Below are 21980 nucleotides of genomic sequence, written 5' to 3'. Positions count from 1 at the left end.
TTAGCTCCTGATACTTACTTGCTATTAAGAGTGGCGGTAGAACGGTAGTGCTTAATCAATTCGACAAAGTGGTCAAACAACGGTGCCGCATCGTGTGGACCCGGGCTTGCTTCAGGGTGGCCCTGGAAACTGAATGCCGCTTTATCGGTACGATGGATGCCTTGCAGCGTGCCATCGAACAATGACTTATGGGTCACGCGCAGGTTCGCCGGAAGTGTTGATTCCTCTACCGCAAAACCGTGGTTCTGGGCAGTAATCATCACGCAATCGCGATCCAAATCTTTAACCGGGTGGTTACCACCGTGGTGACCAAACTTCATCTTCACGGTTTTCGCGCCGCTTGCCAGAGCCAGCAACTGGTGGCCTAAGCAGATACCGAATACCGGCACGTCGGTTTCCAGGAAGGATTTGATTGCGCTGATAGCGTAATCACACGGTGCCGGGTCACCTGGGCCGTTAGAAAGGAAGATGCCGTCTGGGTTCATCTTCAGCACTTCTTCTGCTGGCGTTTGTGCTGGAACCACTGTCAGGCGGCAACCGCGGTCAACCAACATGCGCAGAATGTTGCGCTTCACGCCGTAATCGTAAGCCACGACATGGAATGGTAAGTCTTCTTCTTTAGCCGCTTCAGGTAATTCGCCTTCCAGCGTCCAGCTGCCTTGCTGCCAGGCATAAGCTTCCTGAGTGGTCACTTCTTTCGCCAGATCCATGCCATTAAGGCCAGGGAAGGCTTTCGCTTTTTCCAGCGCCAATGCCGCGTCCAGGTTATCACCGGCAATAATGCAGCCGTTCTGTGCACCTTTCTCACGCAGGATTCGGGTCAGCTTACGGGTATCGATATCGGCGATGGCCACAATGTTATGGCGCTTAAGGTAGGAAGAAAGGTCTTCGGTATTGCGGTAGTTGCTGGCAATCAGTGGTAGGTCACGGATAACGAGGCCTTGCGCATGTACCTGGGAGGATTCTTCGTCAGCAGCATTGGTGCCGACATTTCCGATATGAGGATAAGTAAGAGTGACAATCTGGCGGGAGTAGGAAGGATCAGTGAGGATTTCTTGATAACCGGTCAAAGAGGTGTTGAAAACGACTTCCCCAATGGCCGAACCCGATGCCCCAATGGCCCGACCGTGGAATTGGGTTCCGTCTTCCAGAACCAATATTGCTGACTTAATCAAAACGCCCTCCAGGGAATAAACAGTCAATTTATTTGCATATTAATTCAAAACGAATTCAGGAATCAATGCAAAACAGCCTGTCATTTGGATTTTTGACAAACGGCGGCATTCTAGTGAGAGGCCGGGCAAAAGTCTACCATAAGCGCAACTTTTTATGTGTTTTTTAGCGCTCTGATGTAAAAAAGAGGAATTGACCGGTGAAATCAACAGCTAACTTACAGTGCGTAATCGGTTGCGGGCCAGGATGAATGGGAATCTAATTACAAGAAGGTAAAAAGTGGACCAAATGGTCAAAAATGATAAAAAAACAACGATAAAAGGGTTATAAAGATATAATTATAAGAATTTCAAACAAATAATTGAAACAAACAACCAAAATAACATTAAATAAAAAGGGCAATAAAATATTGCCCTATCAATCAAGTAATTACGATTGTAATAACCACATCACGATGGGTAATAACGATTACAAACTATTAAGATCAAGGACATCACGCATGTCATAAAGACCACTTTTCATTGCACTCAACCACAATGCAGACTTAACTGCACCATTTGCAAAAGTCATACGACTGGATGCTTTATGGCTGATTTCAATACGCTCGCCGATGTCCGCAAACATCGCCGTATGTTCACCAATAATGTCGCCTGCACGCACTGTGGCAAAACCAATAGTGCCTGGAACGCGCTCGCCGGTGTACCCTTCACGGGAATAGACCGCACACTCTTTTAAGTCTTTATCCATCGCATGAGCAATGGCTTCGCCCATCGCCAGAGCGGTGCCCGATGGAGCATCAACTTTGTGACGATGATGTGCTTCGATGATTTCGATATCGGTATAGTCGCCCATCACTTTTGCGGCTTTTTCCAACAGTTTGAGCATCACGTTCACACCAACGCTAAAGTTGGCGGCAAAGACAATTGGGATCTGTGTTGAAGCGTCAGTAATTGCCTGTTTGCCCGCATCATCAAAACCCGTCGTCCCAATCACCATGCCCTTACCGTGTTGGCGGCAGAAAGCCAGATGATTTAGCGTGCCTTCAGGACGAGTAAAATCGATAAAGACATCGAAATCGTTGACCACGGCATCCAGACTATCGCTTACGATAACGCCCGTTTTCGCTACACCGGCTAATTCACCTGCATCACTACCAACCAGGGATGACCCTGTACGTTCAAGTGCTGCACCGAGTTTGATGCCATCCAGCTGTAATGCAGCCTGAATCAGTTGTCGCCCCATGCGACCACCCGCACCCGCGATTGCTACACGGACTTGTGATCCATCCATATTCACTCTCTTTTCTATATTAATCTGCATATATAACGTTCTCAGGTTAACCAGCCCGCTCACAAGCCGCCACTCGAAAACACCGATAATAAGAAATTTATGACAAAACGCTGAAGTTATCAGTAAAACCCATCATTCACCTGATAATCAAAAGGTTTTAAATCACCCATTATGCAAACCCACATGACTCCCGCACCACTAGCGTTGGAGGCAGGATGATACGTTTTGGGGGCTCATCGTTACCCTGAATACGGCTAAATAACAGCTCTCCAGCTTTGCGACCAATCTCTTTAGCGGCGACTGAAACTGTCGTCAACGCTGGCTGAACCAAAGATGCTTCGGTAATATCGTCAAAACCTACCAGCGCAAAGTCGATGCCCGGCTGGCGTCCCATTTTACGCAGTGTCTGCATGACGCCGAGTGCCACAATATCCTGATAACAGACAGCGGCCGTGATTTCCGGGTACTGCCGGAATAGCTCTTCAGCCACGCGTGCACCATCACTTTGGCTGGCGAGCGATGAAACCACCCATTCACTTTTCGGTTGGATACGGTGCTCTAGCAGTTTGCTGCTGTAGCCACCGATACGCTGTGCACGGCTAATAGAATTTTCACTACCGCCGATAAATGCAATGTTGCGATGCCCGAGACGCAACAGATGCTGTGTCGCCAACTGAGTGCCCAAAAAGTTATCGGTACCGACAAAGTCGAAGTCCACATCGTCCATTGGGCGCACCACCATAATTGCCGGAATATTGCGGCGCTTCAGGGTTTCGAAAAATAGCGGTGGCGTTTCCCGTGCCGCGCACAGCACCATGCCGCACGCGTTATTGCGCATCAGAGAATCGACAAATTTTTGCTGGCGCTCGCCGGACTCTTCACTGTTTGCCAAAAATAGCAGCAGATCGTGGCGTTCCATTTCCTGGCTTAGCCCGGCAGTCATTTCACCGTAAAAAGGGTTGGTAATGTCGTGCAGCAACAGCCCGACCTGATTACTGGTGCGATTACGTAAATTGGCTGCCGTTTGGTTATACACGTATCCCAGATCATCCAGTGCTTTCAGCACACGGGTTCGAGTGGCGTCAGAAATTCTGCCCCGATTACGCAACACCATTGAAACGGTAGCAGTTGAAACTTCGGCCTGCTTTGCGACTTGGGCAAGGGTTACGGTGCTCATTAGCACTCCTTGGTATTTAGCAATGATTCTCAGATTAATCGAATAACCAAAAAATTGCATATATCCATGTGAAAGCCATCACAGATAACTCAACTTCAGGCGACATCTTGCTAAAAGTGGTGGGTTAATCGCGTTTACCACCCTGTTCAAAGTCGGTTAATCGATTAATCTTAATTCATTAAGAACAGGGAGAAGAATATGCATCCGGCATCATACGAAAAGTATCCCGAAGTCAGCGTTTCGGGGTTTGACGATCACGCATGGCAGGGTTGGGCCGCTATCCAACAAGCCGTCAGCAAGCAACTTGCTCGCTCGGGAAAAACCGTGTTGGTTATTGACTGCTACCCGGGCGTTCAACTCGAAGAGCTTCACGCGCAACTCATTGCACAACTCAACCCAACGCTCAGCATTAATGCCGAATCCGCGCGCTTAAGTGAACAACATCTGCATGATTTGCTGGCACGCAACCTGACGGATGACCGGGTGTTTGGCGTACTCTCATGCCATGAATTAAATGAGTTTCTTTGCCCGGAAAAACTAGCCGCCGCGCAGCTTGAGGTCGCGGAAATAACCGAAGGATTGGTCGTGGTCTACGGCCCCGGCGCGGCACTTATTCATTCAGGTGATGTGCTGGTGTATGCAGATCTGGCGCGCTGGGAAATCCAGCAGCGTTTTCGCCGTGGCGAACTCGGGAACTGGGGGGCGAATAATACAAATGAAGATATTCTGCGCCGCTACAAACGCGCCTTTTTCATTGAGTGGCGTGTGTTTGATCGCCATAAAACGCCACTTCTGAAGCGCGCAGATTTCCTGCTCGATACCAATAATGCCGCACAACCGGCGATGGTGAGCGGAGATGCGTTGCGCCATGGCCTGCAACAAACCACGCAACAACCGTTCCGCGTAGTGCCATTCTTCGACCCAGGAGTCTGGGGCGGGCAATGGATGAAAGACAAATTCGATCTCGATCCCTCAAAGCCAAATTACGCATGGTGTTTTGACTGTGTGCCCGAGGAGAACAGCCTGTTACTGCGTTTTGGTGATGTGCGGATCGAGATCCCCTCTCAGGATCTGGTGTTGCTCTACCCTCGCCCACTGCTTGGCGAGCGTGTTCATGCCCGTTTTGGTGCGGAATTCCCGATCCGCTTCGACTTCCTCGATACCATCGGCGGGCAGAATTTAAGCTTCCAGGTTCACCCGATTACCGAATACATCCAGCAGCATTTCGGCATGCATTACACCCAGGATGAGAGCTATTACATGCTGGAAGCCGAGCCTGGTGCGCAAGTGTATCTGGGGACCAAAACAGGCATCAATCCACAGGAAATGCTCGACGATCTTGCGTGTGCGCAACGGGGCGAAAAAGCGTTTGATGATGAGAAATTCGTTAACCGTTTCCCGGCACGTAAACACGATCATTTCCTGATCCCGGCAGGCACTGTTCACTGCTCTGGATCCGGTGCAATGGTGCTGGAGATCAGCGCCACGCCGTTCATTTTCACCTTCAAATTGTGGGACTGGGGGCGCCTCGGTCTGGATGGTCTGCCACGTCCGGTGCATCTTGAACACGGTGCACAAGTGATTGACTGGCAACGTGATACGCAATGGGTCACCGAGCATCTGGTGAATCATTTCGAGCCTATCGCGGAAGGTGATGGCTGGCGCGAAGAACGTACGGGTCTACATGAACGTGAGTTTATCGAAACCCGCCGCCATTGGTTTACGCAACCTGTCACGCACCACACTCATGGTGGCGTAAACGTACTGAATCTGGTGGAAGGCAGTGAAGCGCTGGTTGAAAGCCCGAGCGGCGCATTCGAACCCTTTGTGGTGCATTACGCCGAAACCTTCATTGTTCCGGCGGCGGTCGGCGAATATCGCATTTCCCCATACGGCAGCGGTGTAGGTCAACAGCTCGCCACCATGAAAGCCTGGGTAAGAGGATAACAAGATGATCAACGTCATTCTGGCAACACATGGCTCGCTTGCCGAAGCACTACTGGCCGGTAGCAAAATGGTTTATGGCGAATTGCCGCATGTATTCCCGGTGATGCTAACGGAGAACAAGGGCATCAATAGTTTTGGCGATGAGTTTGCTGCGGTGCTGAAACAGGCCGCCAAAGATGCTGATGGTGTGCTGGTGCTGTGCGATTTGCAAAGCGGCACGCCTTGGAATATTGCCTGCCACCATGCGTTCGATCCGCAAACGCAACCGCCAATGGCGGTGTTGGGAGGTGTTAATTTCCCCATGCTATTGCTGAGCGATGAAATAAAAGATCTGACCGATGTAGCCCAAGCGGCAGCGGTTTTACTGGAAGAATCGCGCGACTCCCTGGTTCAGGCCCAATTGGCTGAAACCACACAATCTGATGATTTCTAAGGGGCAACGATGAGTATTTCTTTTGTACGCATTGACGATCGGGTGATCCACGGCCAGTTGATCACCCGCTGGGCAAAAGAGTTGCCGTGCGATGGGATCATCGCCATTGATGACGCTGTCGCCGCCGATCCGTTGTTGTCTTCGGTGATGAAAGGTGCGGTGCAGGATACCAAAGTCTGGTTATTTGATACCGCCACCGCGATTGAAAAACTGCCGAAGATCATCGCCAGTGAGAAGCATTATTTCGTGATTGGTAAATCTCCGGTGACGCTAAAACGCATTGAAGAAGCGGGAATCAGCCTGCAAAACAGCAATAAGAAAATCAACGTTGGCCCGATGAGCGCACGAGCCACTACCACCACCATTGGCCCGAATCAGTCTGTGAATCCGGAAGAGATAGCGGCGCTCGACTATCTCTCGCTGCGCGGGCACCAGATTGAATTTCGACTGGTACCCGATGCCAGCAGTTACAGCTGGCAAGATGCTCGACAAAAACTCAAATAAAGGAGTGCATTATGGCTTTCGAAGCAGCTCTAATCGGCATTCTCTGTTACCTCGGTGCGCTTAGTAGCCCATGGCTGCTGGGGTTGACCGGCGGCTGGTATCTGATTACCCGCCCACTGGTTTCAGGGATGCTGGTAGGTTTTATTCTCGGCGATGTGCAAACCGGGATTATCATCGGCGTGGCGGTTCAAGCCGTGTATATCGCCATGGTAACCCCCGGTGGTTCTATGCCTGCGGATCTCAACTTTGTGGCCTTCCCGGCCATTGCACTGGGCATTCTTTCCAATAAAGGCCCGGAAGTGGCTGTAGCGTTAGCTGCCACTATCGGCATTGCGGGCACCGTGTTATTCAACGCCATGATGGTGCTCAATTCCTGGTGGAACCACCGTGCGGATATCGCGCTGGAAAAGGGCGACGAGCGCGGCGTGTATCTCAACAGCGCAATCTGGCCGCAAGCCACCAACTTCCTGATGCGTTTTATTCCAACGTTTATCGCGGTCTATTTCGGCGCGCAGTACATCAATGCCTTTATGGACAGCCTGCCACACATCGTTCTTTCCACCATGAACGTATTGGGCGGGATTCTGCCAGCTGTCGGTATCGCCATTCTGCTTAAACAAATAATCAAGAATTACAGCATGTTGATTTACTTCCTGGTGGGGTTTATCTGCATTGTTTTCCTGAAACTAAACATGGTGGCGCTGGTGATTGTCGGCGCGTTGCTGGCACTGATTCACTACAACTACAAACCCGAGCCACAGGCTGAACGTGTGGCCTCCACGCCCGCTGATGATGAGGATGAATTCTGATGGAAGAACGTAAACTCACTCGCCAGGATCTGCGCCGTTGCTGGCGTAGTTGGATGATGTACAACCTCTCCTCAATGAGCTTTGAGCGCCTGGAGTCATTCGGCTTTTGCTTGAGTATGTTGCCGGTGGCGAAGAAGCTGTATCCCGATCCAGAACAACGCAAAGAGATGCTCAAACGCCACGCGTCGTTCTATAACACCGAGCCGCAGTTGGGTGCGATAGTCAACGGCATGGTGCTGGGTCTTGAGGAGAAACGCGCCAACGGTGAGCCAATCGACGGCGAAACCATCAACACCCTGAAAGTGGGACTGATGGGTCCAGTGGCTGGGATTGGCGATTCAATGATTCCGGGGATGTTAATCCCGATTCTGCTGAGTATCGGTATGGCGCTGGCGGCGGGAGGGAATATCCTCGGGCCACTGTTTTACTGTGTAGCATGGCTGGCAATTATCATTCCTGGCTCGTGGTTCCTGTTCCTGAAAGGCTACCGCATGGGGTCGACGTCCGTTGAGATGCTGGTGAGCAGCAAATCGACTCGCCTGCGTGAAGCGCTATCGTTGCTCGGCGTATTTGTGATGGGCGGCGTGGCGGCAAGTTACGTGAAGCTTGGCACCGGACTGGAGTTTGTCACCAAGGATGGCGTGAATATCCATGTGCAACAAATGCTGGATGGAATTTTCCCGAACCTGTTGCCGCTGTTAGTGGTGATTGGCACCTGGTATTTGATGGCGAAACGCGGTGTGTCACCGGTGAAAGCAATGTTGTTGTTATTGGTGTTGGCGGCGGCGGGTGTGGCTGTGGGGCTGTTCTCGTAAAACATGGTGGATGACGCTGCGCTTATCCCCCCTACGACACCAAACTCGTAGGTCGGGTAAGCGCAGCGTCACCCGACTTTTTTAAGGATGGAACCCCACCCATTTCCCGCTCACCATTCCCGGCTTTGAAATAAACTGAAAACGCGCCGGATCATCAATAAATTGTTGATACAGCGGCGCATCGGTAATCCCAAACTCGGTATATTGGCGCGGCGAGGTCACCTGTAAACGCCCCGGCATATAACGGCGATTATGCTGCCAGGCAATATGCTCATCTTGCAAAAGCGGATACCACGCCAGCCCCTTGTATGCCCGCACCGCATCGTATTCGAAACCATATTCCCGGTCGCACCAGGCACCAAACGTCAGTGGTTCATCAGGTGATGCAGAGATAGTGGCATGCGCCCAACCCGGCGGCACCAGCACTTTTTCGCCAGGCCCGGCCACGATTGCAAAGCAGCGGCCGGGATCGTCGGCAACATATTCCTGCATGTAAATAATCGCTTTGCCCTGCCAGATTTCATATAGCTCTGGCGGCGACCAGCCACTATGCGCACTAATTCGATGAATATGCCCCTGGCTGCGGACAGGTTCATCGCCCAACCGCCCGGAAGCGTAAGTCACCACACCAAACAGTAACATCCGTTTTTTAAGTTCTTCTCTGTCCTGCAATCGAGCAACATCCATAACGATCGCGTAAACATCTTCCGGCCCCTGGCACAAAGGATCACGCAATGAAGCACGGATCTGATCGAGTTTACGGATCTCCGGCACCGGCCCAATTACCTCTTCACCGTAGCTAAAACCCATTGGCTGGTGATGGACCTGCATATCCAACCCATAATTGAGGAGTGGCTCAGCCATTTTGCACCTCCTTCGCCTGAATTTTGCCATCCTGCTCTACAACGCGTAGCGCAAAGCCTTTTGCCAACGAGGCATAATCATGCCCGGCAATGGTTGGCCAGACTGCCAGTGCTGAAAGAATTTCCGTTCCGGTGTTGATTAGACGATGTGCGGTAAAACCTGGAATGATGTGGACAGAGCCTGGGAATACTTGCTCCAGCCTCGCCTCACCTTGCTCAGTTTGTAGGAGCAACAGGCCACTTCCACGCAGGCCAAAGTAAACCTCACCTTGCTCGCGCCGTTGATGAAAATGCCCCCTGGTCATGTAAAATTCGTCGCCAACACGCCCCGGATTCAGATGCGTGGTTCCCACATAAAGCTCGCCGTCACCTTGCGCTGAACTCAGCATTTCAACCTGGTAAATTGGCGTTTTTGAAGGGATCGCCCGCCAGGCGGTTTGATCGTGAAATATGCCAGCCAGATCCCCGCTATGCGTGACCTTAGTAATGATATTTTCAGCCGTGAAATGGCCGTTAGCGAACGCCACGCCAGGTGGCATAAAGAAAGGAATAGTCATGTTGTTTCTCCGGCCCAAGGAGAACTGCTTAATCAGCATAGCAAGGTTAATCGATTAACCCCATTATCAGGCCGAAGAAAGTCGATCTGCGTCGCGTTTAATATTTAAGGGGCTAAGGCCAGGACTTCCGCCACCCATTTCTGGAAACCTGCGACGTCAAGATCCAGCGCCACATGGGCGTTTGGCTCGCGCTGATAGCGGCCTTCGATATCCACAACAGTCGTGCCAGAAGTGAATTCTCCATGGGTTTCAACGGCCACAAAACAGGGCTTCACACTGAACAACTCAGGCTTCACCAACCAGGCAATGGCGCATAAATCATGCATCCGCAAACCTGTCGCCATGCTGCCGCTGCGGTAATGACTAAATAGCGCGTGTAGCATTTTTCCGGTTTGGTTAAGAGATGGGAGCTGCTCTAAATATGCCGGGCTTAACATCGCTTTATTGGTGACATCCAGGCCGCACATCACAATTTCCACCCCACTTTCGAACACCCTGGCGGCAGCTTCTGGATCGATGGCGATATTAAACTCGGCGTTTGGTGTGAAATTGCCGCGCCCCGCCGATCCGCCCATGATCACCAGTCGTTTGATCTTCGCTTTGCATTGCGGGTATTGAATGAGCAGCAGTGCAATATTAGTCAACGGCCCGATCGCCACCAGCGTGATAGGTTCAGGGCTTGCGTTCAGGCATTCATAAATAGCCTGAAAAGCGGGTTTATCCAGCGGCTGGCGTTGGTGGTCGACAAACGCATAACCTTCCATGCCAGACTCGCCGTGCACGTAGGCCGCATCGCGCAATTTACGCACCAGCGGCGTGGCTGCCCCTTGAGCAACAGGAATATCTTTGTGCCAGAAGTGCATCAGTTGCAGCGCGTTGCGGGTCGTTTTCTCGACGCTGACATTGCCGGCGACCGTGGTCAGCAACTTCAAATCAAGCTGCTGGGCAAAAAGTGCAGCGGCAATGGCTACGGCGTCGTCGATGCCTGGATCGGTGTCGAGAATAATTGGAGTTCTACTCATACATTGCTCTCTTATCTTTTAAGTACATACGGTGCGAATACGGCTCGATTAGCTTACTATGTAGCTCATTTCCATGTTTAGTCACGACCGAGAAAGTGTAATGAAAGTCCCACAGACAAATATTTCTGAATCTGTCACCCAGCACCTTGCACGCCGTATCATGCATGGCGATCTCGCGCCGGGGCTTTCTTTACCAGGTGAAAACGAACTGGCCGTGGAGTATGAAGTCTCCCGCACTTCAGTACGCAATGCCCTCCAGGTGCTTGCCGCAAAAGGGCTTATCTCCATTCAGGCCAAAAAACGCAGCACGGTGAATAGCCGCGAGCAGTGGAGCCTGCTGGATATTGATGTTCTCGGCTGGCTGTCCGAAGGGGAAGTTGACCTAAAGCTGGTTGAACAACTGATTGTGACACGCCTGATTTTCGAGCCAAATGTAGCAACACTCGCGGCATTAAACGCCAACGGACATGATTTGGCAGCGATGGAAGACGCACTCCAGTTGATGCGTAAAGGCCAGCTTGAAGCGCAAAGAGCCTTATTTGAAGAAGGGGATCTGGCATTTCACCATGCGCTGCTGCGTGCCACTCATAATCCTTTCTTACTGGCACTCGGTAATGCACTTTCCGCAGCCATGGAACTTTCTTTCAAACAGACGATTGAGAAAGATGTTCGCCAAACCAAAGCCGCCGTCGATGATCACTTTCAACTGTTTGATGCTATTCGCCTGAAACAAGTCGAAACTGCCCGCCAGCAAATGCGCACCATCTTGTTGAATGCAGCCAAAAAACGCATCTGGCAAGATCGTCCGGAAATGTTCGACCACATTATTTGATCCTCTCCTGATGTAATTTCGATCTCTCTCACAGATTGCGGGTGTTTTTTGCTCTAGCATTCTTGTATTACAAGATTGCATGGTTTGTATTACTTGAAATGAAAAACAACTGGATCGCCATCGACTGGGGCACGACTAATTTCCGCGCATTTTTGATGCAGGAAAGTGTACAAGTCGCCCACATCAATCAAGCCTGCGGGTTGTTGTCCATTGAACAAGGGCAATTTGCCTGCACGCTGCAAACCTTACTGCAACCGTGGCTTGAGCAGCATGGATCATTGCCCGTCGTGATGGCGGGAATGGTCGGCTCACAGCAAGGCTGGCGGGAAGTACCCTACGCTCCGCTGCCTTGCGACATCGACATTTTAGTCGCCCGAACACTGGCTTTCACCACGCCATGGGGCAGTCCAGCGTGGATTGTGCCTGGCGTACACGGGATGAGCCAATACCACCAGCCCGATGTCATGCGTGGCGAAGAAGTTCAATTACTTGGGCTCGCCGCATTACATGCTGCCGATGAACACCTGGTCTTGCTACCGGGCACTCACAGCAAACACGCGAAGATCGTGAACGGGAAAATCACCGCCTTCTCAACATTTATGAGTGGTGAACTTTTCTCGCTGTTAAGCCAGCACTCAATCCTTGGGCGCGCACTGCCAGAACAGCAAGAAAATGAAGAAGCTTTCTTGCTTGGCATGGCAACAGCCCTGCGTGATGCACCATTCAGTCACCTGATCTTTTCAGCGCGAACACGCCGTCTGGCCTTAGAAATCCAGGAATCCCACGTTCACAGCTATCTCTCAGGCCTGGTGATTGGCTATGAACTTAAAGCACTTCCCGCAGGCCAACACGCCTGGGTTGTGGGCAACCCGGCGCTAATAGCTCGATATCAACTTGCAGCAAACCAGATGGATCTCAATCTGCTATCGGCTGATGGCGACGCCTGCTTCGTGACGGGCCTCAGTCACCTCTTTACTCGACTACAAGGAATGCAAAAATGAGCCCGGAACAATTTATTGCCCGCTGGCAACAAGAGCCTTTACCGTTGATTGCCATTCTGCGCGGTATAACGCCGGAGCAAGCTGTTGAAGCCGCAGAAATTCTGCTTGAGTGCGGTTTCCATTACCTGGAAGTCCCCCTTAATAGCCCTTCTGCACTGAAATCTATTCACCTGATGAGAGATACCGTAGGCAACCGTGGGTATGTCGGTGCGGGCACGGTGTTAAATGTGGAACAAGTGGATAGCGTTGCTGAATGCGGTGGGCAATTGATCATCTCCCCCAACTGTAATCCCGATGTAATTCGCCATTCGGTGAAACGCGGCTTGATAAGTCTCCCTGGCGTCATGACACCAAGCGAGGCTTTTAGCGCCATAGACGCCGGGGCGAGCGCGCTGAAATTATTCCCGGCCGAACATATCACTCCAGTAATAACCAAAGCGTTCCGCGCAGTCGTCCCACGTGAAGTGGCCTGTTTACCCGTAGGTGGCATCCAAGCGGATGCCGCACAAATGCGTAGCTATATTCAGGCAGGAGCCGATGGTTTTGGCCTGGGTGGCGGGTTGTATCAGGCAGGTATGAGCATGGCTGTATTACGTGAACGGGCACAGGCGTATCAGCAAGCCTGGCTTGAGCAATAGAACATTAAATTCCCTACACAATAAAAAAACCTCTTACCCTGAATTTTCTGGAGACAAAAAAATGAACACAGCTCTGGACAACAAACCCACAGCTTCGGCAGCGGAGTCAAAGGTTTATAGCAAGATAACGCGACGCCTGATCCCGTTTTTGATCTTATGTTATTTCTTCGCTTATCTGGACCGCGTTAACGTCGGATTCGCCAAACTACACATGCAAGATGCGCTGAGCTTTAGCGACACAGTATATGGGCTCGGGGCGGGCATCTTCTTTATCGGTTATTTCCTGTTTGAGATGCCAAGTAACTTGCTGATGCAACGTTTCGGGCCGCGTTTCTGGATTGCCCGCATCATGGCAACCTGGGCGGTACTCTCAGCGGGCATGATGTTTGTCACCACGCCGACGCAGTTTTACGTGGTGCGTTTTTTACTCGGCGTGGCGGAGGCCGGTTTCTTCCCTGGCATCGTGTTTTATCTCACGCTGTGGTTCCCGTCGTGGCGCTCCGCTCGCACACTGGGGCTGTTTATTCTGGTGACGCCGCTTTCGACCATTATCGGCAGCCCGCTTTCCGGCCTGATCCTCAAACTGTTTGAGGGCGTCGGCAGCCTGCACAACTGGCAGTGGTTATTCCTGGTTGAAGCGATCCCCTCTTTCCTGCTCGCTTTTGTGGTGCTGCGTTATCTCGATAACGACGTGAAGTCGGCGAAATGGTTAAGCGATGCCGAAAAACAGGTCGTCATTAACGATCTGGCAAAAGATGCCGCCAACCGTGAACGCGCCAATAAAGGCAAAGTGGATAGCAGCGTGAAAGGGATGTTGAAAAACGGCTACGTCTGGCTGCTGGCGGTGGTGTTCTTTAGCTTCAACATCGGTTACTACGGCATCAACTTCTGGCTGCCGTCGATCATCAAATCCTCAGGCGTCAGCGACGATTTCCATATTGGCCTGCTCGCGGCGCTGCCGTATGTCTTCGGTGCCTGCTTTATGGTGTGGAACAGTCGCCATTCTGACCTGAAACAAGAACGTCGTTGGCACATCGCTATTCCCGCCATGATTGGCTGCGTGGGCCTGGCATTGAGCGCGTATTGCAGCGGCTCCACCTTCTGGATGATGGCGTGGATTTGCGTGGCGATGTCCGGCACCCTGGCATTGATTCCAACCTACATCAGCCTGCCTGGCGCCCTGCTTTCCGGCACGGCAGCAGCCGCAGGTATCGCCTTCGTTAACTCCATCGGCAACCTGGCAGGTTTCTTTGGCCCGACAGTATTGGGATGGCTGAAAGACACTACCGGACGCACCGACACGGGCTTATATATTCTCGCCGCCTTCTTACTGCTGTGCGCGCCACTCATTCTCACCCTGCCAGCACGGCTGGCGAATCCGAAGAAAGTTATCGCTGTACCCGAACAGAGCGGTGAGCAGCTTGATGCTGCCCAACATATCAACGCGACTATTAATCGCAACGTTTAGAAGAGATTGAAACTATGAGTGGATGTGGCGGTGGCGGATGTGCCAGTTGTGGCACGCATTTCAACCCGATCCTCGAAGGTGACGACGGCGCACTGAAACGTGCGCTATACAAATCAATGGGTCATACCGATGAACAACTGCGCAAACCTGTGATTGCCGTAGTAAACAGCTACACCAACGCAACTGCGGGCCATGCCAACCTGAATGAACTAACGGCGAAAGTGCTGGAAGGCATTGATGAAGCCGGTGGCGTGGGCATGGTGTTTGGCACTATTGCCCCTTGCGACGGGATAGCTGAAGGACATTTGGGGATGCGCTATATCCTCGCTGCCCGTGAAGTGATTACCGCATCAATTGAAGTGATGATGCGCGCCCACCGTTTTGACGGCATGGTGTTACTCGGCTCCTGCGACAAAATCGTTCCGGCGATGTTAATGGCCGCTGCTCGCCTGGATATCCCGGCGATTATGGTTAACGGCGGGCCAATGTACCCGGCTGAATATAAAGGTAAACACTGGGACGGCAATATCGTCACCGAAGCCATTGGCTGGAAAATGCGCGGTGAAATCAGCGAAGAAGAGTTCGCCCACATTGAAAATATCGCCGAACCAGGCCCTGGCTCCTGCACCATGTATGGCACCGCGAACACCATGTGTTGTATCGGCGAAGTGCTGGGCATGAGTTTACCAGGTAGCAGCACGCTGCCTGCTATCTCAAAAGAGCGCCGTGAATGTGCAGTGGAAACCGGTCGTCAGGCCGTCAAACTGGTATTGGATGGTGTTAATGCACGTCAGATCATTACCGCTGAATCCATCCGCAATGCGATGATTTATTTGCTGGCAACGGGCGGTTCGACCAACGCAATTCTGCACTTGCAGGCAATTTATTATGAAGCAGAACTGGGCCATTTGCCGCTGTCTGCTTTTGATGAGTTAAGCCATCAGGTGCCGTTGGTTGCCTCACTTTATCCGGCCTCAGAACACGACATGATCGACTTCTGGGAAGCCGGCGGTGTACAGGCGGTCGAATATGAAATCAGCAAATTGATGGATCTGAATGCGCTGACAGTGGCCGGAAAAACCAAAGCCGAGTTGCTGACCGAAGCAACCCGGAGTTGCCGCCCGGAAGTCATCCATACCTTAGCCATTCCCGTGCGTAACGAGGCCGGTGTTGCCGTGCTGCACGGCAATCTGTCACCACTCGGATGCGTGGTAAAACCTGCCGCAGTCCCGGAAAACCTGATGGTGTTCCGTGGCCCTGCGGTGGTGTTTAACAGTGAGCAGGAATCTGTGGAAGCGATCATGTCTGGCCAAATCCAGCCGGGTAGCGTGCTGGTTCTACGCTACGAAGGGCCAAAAGGCGGGCCTGGTATGCCAGAAATGTACAAGCCAATGAAATCACTTGAAGGTATGGGGCTTTCTGATACTTGTGCGTTGATTACTGACGGGCGTTTCTCAGGCTCCAACCGTGGTCTGTTCGTCGGCCATATTTCACCGGAAGCGGTGGATGGTGGCGAATTGGGTCTGGTAGAAGATGGCGATGAAATCTCGATTGATATTCCAACCCGTAGTCTAACTTTGCACGTAGCCGAGGCCGAACTGGCTACGCGTCGTGAAAACTGGAAGCCAGTCGATAAACAAGTTCCACGCGGCTTCCTGCGTTTGTATCGCCGTTGGGCGCTGCCTGCCGCACAAGGTGCAGTGTTGGCTGACCGGGAGGACGACTGATGACTAAGCACTATACCGCGCAGGACATTGGCGGTGTGAACCCGATTGTCGCGATGCCTTTTACCACTAACGGCGAAATTGATGAAGTGAGTTTTGTGCGCCTGCTTGAGCATCTCGCGACGACTGGCGTGCAAGGAGCCACGCTATTTGGTATCGCCAGCGAATTCCCGAAATTGCACGATCAGGAACGTGACCGACTGGCGCAAATGTTTGTCAGTACTCTGGCGGGTAGCCCGCTTTATCGGGCGATGTCAGTAACCGATCACAGCACTGAGCTGGCAGTCAAACGCGCGCGTTACTACGAAAGGTTGGGCGTGGATGCGCTAATGCTGCTGCCGCCATTCTTTCTCAGCCCCAATCCACAGGCGATTCAGGAGCATATTTTTGCCGTGCTGGAAGCGGTCGAGATCCCGGTGATGGTGCAGTACGCGCCGGGCGAAACCGGGCTGCCGATAACGCCTGAACAACTGGCTGTGGTCGCAGACCGCTATCCGCATGCGGTATTCAAAATCGAGTGTAATCCGCCGGTCGACTACACCCGCGATTTCCTGAAACTGGCCCCACAGGCCAGCGTGCTCAACGGCTATGCCGGTTTGTACATGCTGCAAATGCTGGCGGCAGGCGGAAAAGGCGTGATGCCGGGTTGTTCTTTTGCTGAGGTATATGTGCGGATTTATCAGCACTGGCAGCGGAGCGAAACAGCACAGGCCGAGGCGCTACATCAGGCGCTGTTACCCTTTATCCAGTGCTGGATGACGCATTGCGAATACATCATTCAGGTTGAGAAAACGATTTTGATGAAACGTGGGATTATCGTAACGGACTATTGCCGCAGGCCTGGCTGGCAACTTCCCAGTGAAGACCATCAGATCATTGATCACTTCCTGAGTGACTTCCAGCTGTGAGGAGTGAGGCTTGATCAAAAAAGGGGAGCATAAGCTCCCCTTTTGAATTTGGTGTTTGCGATGGATGTCGATTACTCGACTTCTTTCACATCCATACGCAGTTCACGCGGCACTTCGAAAATGATGTTCTCTTCGCGCCCGACAAGCTCTCGGGTTTCACTGCCGCCTAACTCACGCAAGCGAGCAAGAACGTTTTGCACCAGAATATCTGGCGCAGACGCCCCTGCCGTAACGCCAACACAAACCGCATCTTTAACCCAGGACTCCTGGATATCGGTCGCATCGTCAATCAGATATGCGGCCTTGCCCATGCGTTGTGCAAGCTCTGCAAGACGGTTGGAGTTAGACGAGTTTTTCGAGCCAACCACCAACACCACATCCGCTTCATCAGCCAGTGCTCGCACGGCTTCCTGACGGTTGGTAGTGGCGTAGCAAATGTCGTCTTTACGCGGGCCAATGATTTTCGGGAAGCGTTTACGCAGCGCATCTATCACGTCAGAAGTGTCATCAACAGAGAGCGTGGTCTGCGTCATAAACGACAGTTTGGCTTCGTTTTTCACATCCAGCTTGCTGACATCTTCCGGTGATTCAACCAGATACATGCCACCTTTCGGGTTGCTGTACTGGCCCATGGTGCCTTCCACTTCCGGGTGCCCGGCGTGGCCAATCAGAATGGATTCTTCACCACGACGACTGGCGCGAGCCACTTCCATATGCACTTTAGTCACCAGCGGGCACGTTGCGTCAAACACCGTTAAATCACGGCCTTTGGCTTCATTACGTACTGCCTGGGAAACACCATGTGCGGAGAAAATCAGGATTGCGCCGTCCGGCACTTCGCTGATTTGCTCGATGAAAATCGCCCCGCGTTCGCGCAGGCTATCAACCACATAGCGGTTATGCACCACTTCGTGACGAACGTAAATCGGTGCGCCGTAAATGGCCAGCGCGTTTTCAACAATGCTGATAGCGCGGTCTACCCCGGCACAAAAGCCGCGAGGGTTAGCCAACAGGATCTGCATTCAACGCCTCCAGTACCGGGTCAATTTCCAGTACTTCGATATCAAAATGAATGGTTTGCCCGGCAAGTGGGTGGTTAAAGTCAACGGTGATGGAATCACCATTAACCTCACGCACAACACCTGGCATCTCGCTGCCATCCATTGCGGTGAACAGCATGATCGCCCCTGGCACCGGCTCGCCCGCGTCGATAAATTCGCGGCGCGAGAAATACTGAATCATGTCCGGGCTTGGAATACCAAACGCCGATTCTGGTGCCAGAGAGAACGCTTTTTTGTCCCCTGCTTTTAAGCCGACTAGCTGGTCTTCCATGCCTGGCGACAGTGTTTCGTCACCCAGCGTGAAGAGTGCCGGTTTGCCGTTATTGCGGGTCGACTCGGCAGTGGAGCCATCTTCAAGTTTCAGCGTGAAATGCACCAAAACTCTGCTATTGGCCTGGATAGACTCAGCCATGGATTACCCTTTTTCTTTTGCGGGTTTGTCGGAGGAGACAAAGAACCCCTCCAGAACAATCAGCGCCGCGCCGATACAGATTGCCGTATCAGCCAAGTTAAACGTGGCGAAGTGCCAGTCGCCGACATAGAAATCAATCATGTCGACCACAAAACCGTGCCATAACCGGTCAAACAAGTTACCGAGCGCGCCGCCAATGATTAAAGCATAGGCGATGTTATGCAGCTTCTGGCTTGCTTTGGCGCGATACATCAACACCGCCAAAATCACGCAGATACCGATAGCGATACCCGCGAAGAACCAGCGCTGCCAGCCCCCTTTATCCGCCAGGAAACTAAACGCGGCACCGTAATTGCGGGCATAGTGCAGATTCAGCGACGGGAACAGCGATACGGTGTCCCCCAGCATGAAATGCTGGAGGATCAGGTATTTGCTGCCCAGATCGACGATCAGTACCACGACCACCAGCCACAGCCAGCTCAGTCCGGTAGAACAAATCGATTTACTCATCAGGCAAATTTACGCTTTTCGCCGTCACCGGCTACGTTGGTTACACAGCGGCCACAGATTTCTGCGTGTTCCGCTACCTGACCGACGTCGGTGGTGTAATGCCAGCAACGCGGGCATTTTTCACCGTCGGCTTTACGCAGGGCAACTTTCAATCCTTTCAGGATTTCGCTTTGCTGTGCGTCTTCAGTTGCCTGTGAATAATCGGCAACTTCGCTACCTGAGGTCAACAGGACAAATCGCAATTCCTCGCCCAGGCTGTTGAGCTTCGCCGCCAGTTCGCTGTCGGCATACAGGGTCACTGCTGCTTCCAGAGAGCCGCCCACACGCTTGTCAGCACGCGCTTGTTCGATAACTTTGTTCACTTCGCCACGCACGGTTAACAGCGTGTCCCAGTATTCATTGTTCATCGTTTCGCTGTCAGCCAGACCGAACAGACCTTCGTACCACTCGCCGGTAAAGACGTATTTCTCACGATTGCCAGGCAGGAATGCCCAGATTTCGTCAGCGGTGAAGGACATGATTGGTGCCATCCAGCGAACCAGCGCTTCTGCAATGTGGAACAGCGCGGTCTGGCAGCTACGACGCGCTATGCTGTCAGGCTTCGCGGTGTACTGACGGTCTTTGATGATATCGAGGTAGAACGAGCCCATTTCGATGGAGCAGAAACGCATCAGGCGTTGCACCACTTCGTGGAAATCGTAGTTTTCGTAAGCGGCCAGGATATCGTTTTGTGCATCCTGCGCACAGCTGACAGCCCAACGATCCAGAACAACCATCTCTTCCGGTTTCACCATATCGGTTTCTGGATTGAAGCCGTTAAGGTTAGCCAACAGGAAACGAGCAGTGTTACGGATACGACGATAAGAGTCAGCAGCACGCTTCAGGATCTCATCAGACACCGCAATTTCACCGGTGTAATCCGTTGATGCCACCCACAGACGCAGAATATCCGCGCCCAGTTTGTTCATCACGTCCTGAGGAGAAACGGTGTTACCGATGGATTTGGACATTTTGCGGCCCTGACCATCAACGGTGAAGCCGTGGGTCAGTACCTGGCGGTAAGGGGCTTTGCCTTTCATCGCCGTCGAAATCATCAGTGAAGACATGAACCAGCCGCGGTGCTGATCCGAACCTTCCAGGTACATATCTGCCGCATGGCCGTTGAATTCAGGGCGCACATCAACAACAGATGAATGCGTTGAACCGGAGTCGAACCACACGTCCAGGGTGTCTGGCACTTTGGTGTAGTTGTCAGCGTCGTCACCCATGATGTCGCGCGGGTCGAGATCCCACCACGCCTGGATGCCGTCTTGTTCAACACGTTTAGCGACTTCTTCCATCAACTCCAGTGTGCGCGGGTGCAGTTCTTCCGTGTCTTTGTGTACGAACAGAGACATTGGCACGCCCCAGGTACGCTGACGAGAGATACACCAGTCCGGACGGTTAGCAACCATGGACTCAATACGTGCCTGGCCCCAGTCTGGGATCCACTGCACGCCTTTGATCTCTTTCAGAGACTGCTCGCGCAGGCCTTTTTGATCCATGCTGATGAACCACTGTGGAGTAGCACGGAAGATGATTGGTGTTTTGTGGCGCCAGCAGTGTGGGTAGCTGTGCAGCAGTTTTTCAACGTGCAGCAGAACGCCTTTATCACGCAGGATGTTAACGATCAGGTCGTTCGCTTTAAACACCTGAACGCCATCCAGACCTTCATAAGTACCAGGCAGGTAGCAACCGTCTGGGCCAACCGGGTTGGCGATTTCCAGATTGTATTTCTGGCTGATCACGTAGTCGTCCGGACCGTGGCCACCTGCGGTGTGAACCGCACCGGTACCCGCTTCCAGCGTAACGTGCTCACCCAGAATCGCAGGAACATCGAAATCTAAGAACGGGTGTTTGTAGCGAGTCAGTTCCAGATCGGCGCCTTTAGCGGTGCCCAGAACAGTCCACTCGGTGATAGCCGCGCTCTTCATTACGCTTTCGAGCAAATCTTTAGCAACGATCAGCGCCTGGCCATCAACCTGCACCAGCGCATATTCGAATTCTGCATTCAGAGAAACCGCACGGTTAGCTGGCAGAGTCCACGGAGTGGTGGTCCAGATAACCATGGAAACCGGGCCATCAACCTGAGTTACGCCAAATTTCGCTTTTACCGCCTCAGCATCAACGGCCTGGAAGCTAACAAAGATTGATGGAGAGGTTTTGTCATAGTATTCGACTTCTGCTTCAGCCAGAGCTGAACGGCAGTCGACACACCAGTGCACCGGCTTAGCACCTTTATGTAGGTGGCCATTACCGACAATTTTACCCAGCGCACGAATGATGTTCGCTTCGGTGTTGAAATCCATAGTCAGGTACGGACGTGACCAGTCACCCAGCACACCCAGACGGATGAAGTCGGCACGCTGCCCGTCAACCTGCTCTGCCGCATATTTACGGCATGCAGCACGGAACTCAGCCGCAGAAACTTTCTCACCTGGCTTGCCGATCAATTGCTCTACTTTCAGCTCGATTGGCAGGCCGTGGCAGTCCCAACCAGGAACATACGGGGAGTCAAAACCGGAAAGCCCTTTGGACTTCACGATAATGTCTTTCAGAATCTTGTTAACTGAGTGACCAATGTGAATGCTGCCGTTCGCGTATGGAGGGCCATCATGCAGAATGAAGGATTTTTTGCCTTTCTTTGCATTACGGATGATGCCGTACAGGTCATCATCATTCCAGCGAGCCAGCATGCCCGGTTCGCGTTTGGCGAGGTCGCCACGCATCGGGAACCCTGTTTCCGGTAAATTCAGGGTAGATTTAAAGTCACTCATTAGATTCTCGGTTCCGTAGT

Annotated in this window: 21 protein-coding genes; 11 read left to right on the top strand and 10 right to left on the bottom strand. The window is 52.3% G+C overall.

The features are described from left to right. Positions 1 to 14 precede the first annotated feature (14 nt). The 3 genes from carA to LVQ77_RS12155 all read right to left on the bottom strand — a co-directional run bounded on the left by carA (position 15) and on the right by LVQ77_RS12155 (position 3640). Positions 15 to 1175 carry a glutamine-hydrolyzing carbamoyl-phosphate synthase small subunit gene (gene carA / locus LVQ77_RS12165; RefSeq protein ID WP_232864592.1) on the bottom strand — a complete coding sequence of 387 codons (1161 nt, stop codon included), beginning with the start codon at positions 1173 to 1175 and terminating at the stop codon, positions 15 to 17. Between the two features lie 466 nt (positions 1176 to 1641). After that, positions 1642 to 2463 carry a 4-hydroxy-tetrahydrodipicolinate reductase gene (gene dapB, locus LVQ77_RS12160; RefSeq protein ID WP_064513762.1) on the bottom strand — a complete coding sequence of 274 codons (822 nt, stop codon included), beginning with the start codon at positions 2461 to 2463 and terminating at the stop codon, positions 1642 to 1644. A gap of 169 nt (positions 2464 to 2632) precedes the next feature. Next, complete coding sequence (locus tag LVQ77_RS12155; RefSeq protein ID WP_154150689.1) at positions 2633 to 3640, bottom strand: LacI family DNA-binding transcriptional regulator; 1008 nt, start codon at positions 3638 to 3640, stop codon at positions 2633 to 2635. Between the two features lie 198 nt (positions 3641 to 3838). Here LVQ77_RS12155 and LVQ77_RS12150 point away from each other — a divergent pair, with 198 nt between their 5' ends. From LVQ77_RS12150 to LVQ77_RS12130, 5 genes are read left to right on the top strand one after another with little or no spacing between them, the layout of a single operon-like run. Next, the gene (locus tag LVQ77_RS12150; protein WP_232904540.1) at positions 3839 to 5587 is read left to right on the top strand and encodes a class I mannose-6-phosphate isomerase; all 1749 of its coding nucleotides are present in this window, start codon (positions 3839 to 3841) and stop codon (positions 5585 to 5587) included. Between the two features lie 4 nt (positions 5588 to 5591). Then, a complete protein-coding gene (locus LVQ77_RS12145; protein WP_064513769.1) occupies positions 5592 to 6020 on the top strand; it encodes a PTS sugar transporter subunit IIA in 429 nt (142 codons plus the stop codon). A 9-nt stretch (positions 6021 to 6029) separates the two neighbouring features. Then, a complete protein-coding gene (locus LVQ77_RS12140; RefSeq protein WP_232904539.1) occupies positions 6030 to 6524 on the top strand; it encodes a PTS sugar transporter subunit IIB in 495 nt (164 codons plus the stop codon). 11 nt (positions 6525 to 6535) lie between these two features. Beyond that, positions 6536 to 7333 (top strand): PTS mannose/fructose/sorbose/N-acetylgalactosamine transporter subunit IIC, encoded by a 798-nt coding sequence (locus LVQ77_RS12135; RefSeq protein WP_232864594.1) that lies wholly within the window; start codon positions 6536 to 6538, stop codon positions 7331 to 7333. Beyond that, positions 7333 to 8148, top strand: coding sequence for a PTS system mannose/fructose/sorbose family transporter subunit IID (locus LVQ77_RS12130; protein WP_232904538.1), 816 nt, complete (start codon positions 7333 to 7335; stop codon positions 8146 to 8148). The genes LVQ77_RS12135 and LVQ77_RS12130 overlap by 1 nt, the downstream gene beginning before the upstream one ends. An 81-nt stretch (positions 8149 to 8229) precedes the next feature. Here the strand turns inward: LVQ77_RS12130 and LVQ77_RS12125 are convergent, their stop codons facing one another. From LVQ77_RS12125 to rihC, 3 genes are all read right to left on the bottom strand, one after another. Continuing rightward, positions 8230 to 9012: a glucose-6-phosphate isomerase family protein gene (locus tag LVQ77_RS12125; protein WP_232904537.1), complete on the bottom strand. Its 783-nt coding sequence runs from the start codon at positions 9010 to 9012 to the stop codon at positions 8230 to 8232. Further along, on the bottom strand, positions 9005 to 9568 hold the full coding sequence (locus tag LVQ77_RS12120; protein ID WP_232864597.1) for a glucose-6-phosphate isomerase family protein: 564 nt from the start codon (positions 9566 to 9568) through the stop codon (positions 9005 to 9007). The genes LVQ77_RS12125 and LVQ77_RS12120 overlap by 8 nt, the downstream gene beginning before the upstream one ends. Before the next feature lie 104 nt (positions 9569 to 9672). Further along, positions 9673 to 10590, bottom strand: a complete 918-nt coding sequence (gene rihC / locus LVQ77_RS12115; RefSeq protein ID WP_232904536.1) for a ribonucleoside hydrolase RihC — start codon at positions 10588 to 10590, stop codon at positions 9673 to 9675. A 100-nt stretch (positions 10591 to 10690) separates the two neighbouring features. Between rihC and LVQ77_RS12110 the strand changes: the two genes are divergently transcribed. The 6 genes from LVQ77_RS12110 (at position 10691) to LVQ77_RS12085 (ending at position 17161) form a co-directional block, all read left to right on the top strand. Beyond that, on the top strand, positions 10691 to 11422 hold the full coding sequence (locus LVQ77_RS12110) for a FadR/GntR family transcriptional regulator (RefSeq protein ID WP_232864599.1): 732 nt from the start codon (positions 10691 to 10693) through the stop codon (positions 11420 to 11422). A 98-nt stretch (positions 11423 to 11520) separates the two neighbouring features. Further along, a complete protein-coding gene (locus LVQ77_RS12105) occupies positions 11521 to 12423 on the top strand; it encodes a 2-dehydro-3-deoxygalactonokinase (RefSeq protein WP_232904535.1) in 903 nt (300 codons plus the stop codon). Continuing rightward, the gene (locus tag LVQ77_RS12100; protein ID WP_232864601.1) at positions 12420 to 13061 is read left to right on the top strand and encodes a 2-dehydro-3-deoxy-6-phosphogalactonate aldolase; all 642 of its coding nucleotides are present in this window, start codon (positions 12420 to 12422) and stop codon (positions 13059 to 13061) included. The genes LVQ77_RS12105 and LVQ77_RS12100 overlap by 4 nt, the downstream gene beginning before the upstream one ends. 61 nt (positions 13062 to 13122) lie before the next feature. Next, entirely contained in the window at positions 13123 to 14529 is a 1407-nt protein-coding gene (locus tag LVQ77_RS12095; RefSeq protein WP_232904534.1) for an MFS transporter, read from the top strand. Positions 14530 to 14543: 14 nt separating this feature from the next. After that, the gene (gene ilvD / locus LVQ77_RS12090) at positions 14544 to 16256 is read left to right on the top strand and encodes a dihydroxy-acid dehydratase (protein ID WP_232864603.1); all 1713 of its coding nucleotides are present in this window, start codon (positions 14544 to 14546) and stop codon (positions 16254 to 16256) included. Then, the gene (locus tag LVQ77_RS12085) at positions 16256 to 17161 is read left to right on the top strand and encodes a dihydrodipicolinate synthase family protein (RefSeq protein ID WP_232904533.1); all 906 of its coding nucleotides are present in this window, start codon (positions 16256 to 16258) and stop codon (positions 17159 to 17161) included. The genes ilvD and LVQ77_RS12085 overlap by 1 nt, the downstream gene beginning before the upstream one ends. Before the next feature lie 71 nt (positions 17162 to 17232). On the opposite strand, the gene ispH is transcribed toward LVQ77_RS12085, so the two are convergent. Genes ispH through ileS form a run of 4 tightly spaced genes read right to left on the bottom strand, consistent with a single transcriptional unit; the run spans position 17233 to position 21960 of the window. Continuing rightward, positions 17233 to 18183 carry a 4-hydroxy-3-methylbut-2-enyl diphosphate reductase gene (gene ispH / locus LVQ77_RS12080; protein ID WP_034459385.1) on the bottom strand — a complete coding sequence of 317 codons (951 nt, stop codon included), beginning with the start codon at positions 18181 to 18183 and terminating at the stop codon, positions 17233 to 17235. Then, a complete protein-coding gene (gene fkpB, locus LVQ77_RS12075; RefSeq protein WP_034459386.1) occupies positions 18164 to 18634 on the bottom strand; it encodes an FKBP-type peptidyl-prolyl cis-trans isomerase in 471 nt (156 codons plus the stop codon). The genes ispH and fkpB overlap by 20 nt, the downstream gene beginning before the upstream one ends. Positions 18635 to 18637: 3 nt before the next feature. Next, positions 18638 to 19144, bottom strand: coding sequence for a signal peptidase II (lspA, locus tag LVQ77_RS12070; RefSeq protein ID WP_232864605.1), 507 nt, complete (start codon positions 19142 to 19144; stop codon positions 18638 to 18640). Further along, positions 19144 to 21960, bottom strand: coding sequence for an isoleucine--tRNA ligase (gene ileS, locus LVQ77_RS12065; RefSeq protein ID WP_232904532.1), 2817 nt, complete (start codon positions 21958 to 21960; stop codon positions 19144 to 19146). The genes lspA and ileS overlap by 1 nt, the downstream gene beginning before the upstream one ends. Between the last annotated feature and the right edge of the window lie 20 nt (positions 21961 to 21980).

This window comes from Buttiauxella cochleicola (genome assembly GCF_021282435.1).
Classification (GTDB): Bacteria; Pseudomonadota; Gammaproteobacteria; order Enterobacterales; family Enterobacteriaceae; genus Buttiauxella; species Buttiauxella massiliensis.
The sequence above is the reverse complement of the archived record's forward strand: the minus strand, read 5'-3'. Positions and strand labels throughout refer to the sequence as shown.

What these genes read in the sequence shown, in the direction of transcription:
- LVQ77_RS12105 (WP_232904535.1), top strand. Translation starts at nt 11,521, where the DNA reads ATGAAAAACAACTGGATCGCCATCGACTGGGGCACGACTAATTTCCGC.
- dapB (WP_064513762.1), bottom strand. Translation starts at nt 2,463, where the DNA reads ATGGATGGATCACAAGTCCGTGTAGCAATCGCGGGTGCGGGTGGTCGC.
- LVQ77_RS12155 (WP_154150689.1), bottom strand. Translation starts at nt 3,640, where the DNA reads ATGAGCACCGTAACCCTTGCCCAAGTCGCAAAGCAGGCCGAAGTTTCA.
- lspA (WP_232864605.1), bottom strand. Translation starts at nt 19,144, where the DNA reads ATGAGTAAATCGATTTGTTCTACCGGACTGAGCTGGCTGTGGCTGGTG.
- LVQ77_RS12135 (WP_232864594.1), top strand. Translation starts at nt 6,536, where the DNA reads ATGGCTTTCGAAGCAGCTCTAATCGGCATTCTCTGTTACCTCGGTGCG.
- LVQ77_RS12110 (WP_232864599.1), top strand. Translation starts at nt 10,691, where the DNA reads ATGAAAGTCCCACAGACAAATATTTCTGAATCTGTCACCCAGCACCTT.
- LVQ77_RS12095 (WP_232904534.1), top strand. Translation starts at nt 13,123, where the DNA reads ATGAACACAGCTCTGGACAACAAACCCACAGCTTCGGCAGCGGAGTCA.
- LVQ77_RS12145 (WP_064513769.1), top strand. Translation starts at nt 5,592, where the DNA reads ATGATCAACGTCATTCTGGCAACACATGGCTCGCTTGCCGAAGCACTA.
- LVQ77_RS12100 (WP_232864601.1), top strand. Translation starts at nt 12,420, where the DNA reads ATGAGCCCGGAACAATTTATTGCCCGCTGGCAACAAGAGCCTTTACCG.
- LVQ77_RS12125 (WP_232904537.1), bottom strand. Translation starts at nt 9,012, where the DNA reads ATGGCTGAGCCACTCCTCAATTATGGGTTGGATATGCAGGTCCATCAC.
- LVQ77_RS12140 (WP_232904539.1), top strand. Translation starts at nt 6,030, where the DNA reads ATGAGTATTTCTTTTGTACGCATTGACGATCGGGTGATCCACGGCCAG.
- rihC (WP_232904536.1), bottom strand. Translation starts at nt 10,590, where the DNA reads ATGAGTAGAACTCCAATTATTCTCGACACCGATCCAGGCATCGACGAC.
- LVQ77_RS12150 (WP_232904540.1), top strand. Translation starts at nt 3,839, where the DNA reads ATGCATCCGGCATCATACGAAAAGTATCCCGAAGTCAGCGTTTCGGGG.
- ileS (WP_232904532.1), bottom strand. Translation starts at nt 21,960, where the DNA reads ATGAGTGACTTTAAATCTACCCTGAATTTACCGGAAACAGGGTTCCCG.
- LVQ77_RS12130 (WP_232904538.1), top strand. Translation starts at nt 7,333, where the DNA reads ATGGAAGAACGTAAACTCACTCGCCAGGATCTGCGCCGTTGCTGGCGT.
- fkpB (WP_034459386.1), bottom strand. Translation starts at nt 18,634, where the DNA reads ATGGCTGAGTCTATCCAGGCCAATAGCAGAGTTTTGGTGCATTTCACG.
- LVQ77_RS12120 (WP_232864597.1), bottom strand. Translation starts at nt 9,568, where the DNA reads ATGACTATTCCTTTCTTTATGCCACCTGGCGTGGCGTTCGCTAACGGC.
- ispH (WP_034459385.1), bottom strand. Translation starts at nt 18,183, where the DNA reads ATGCAGATCCTGTTGGCTAACCCTCGCGGCTTTTGTGCCGGGGTAGAC.
- LVQ77_RS12085 (WP_232904533.1), top strand. Translation starts at nt 16,256, where the DNA reads ATGACTAAGCACTATACCGCGCAGGACATTGGCGGTGTGAACCCGATT.
- ilvD (WP_232864603.1), top strand. Translation starts at nt 14,544, where the DNA reads ATGAGTGGATGTGGCGGTGGCGGATGTGCCAGTTGTGGCACGCATTTC.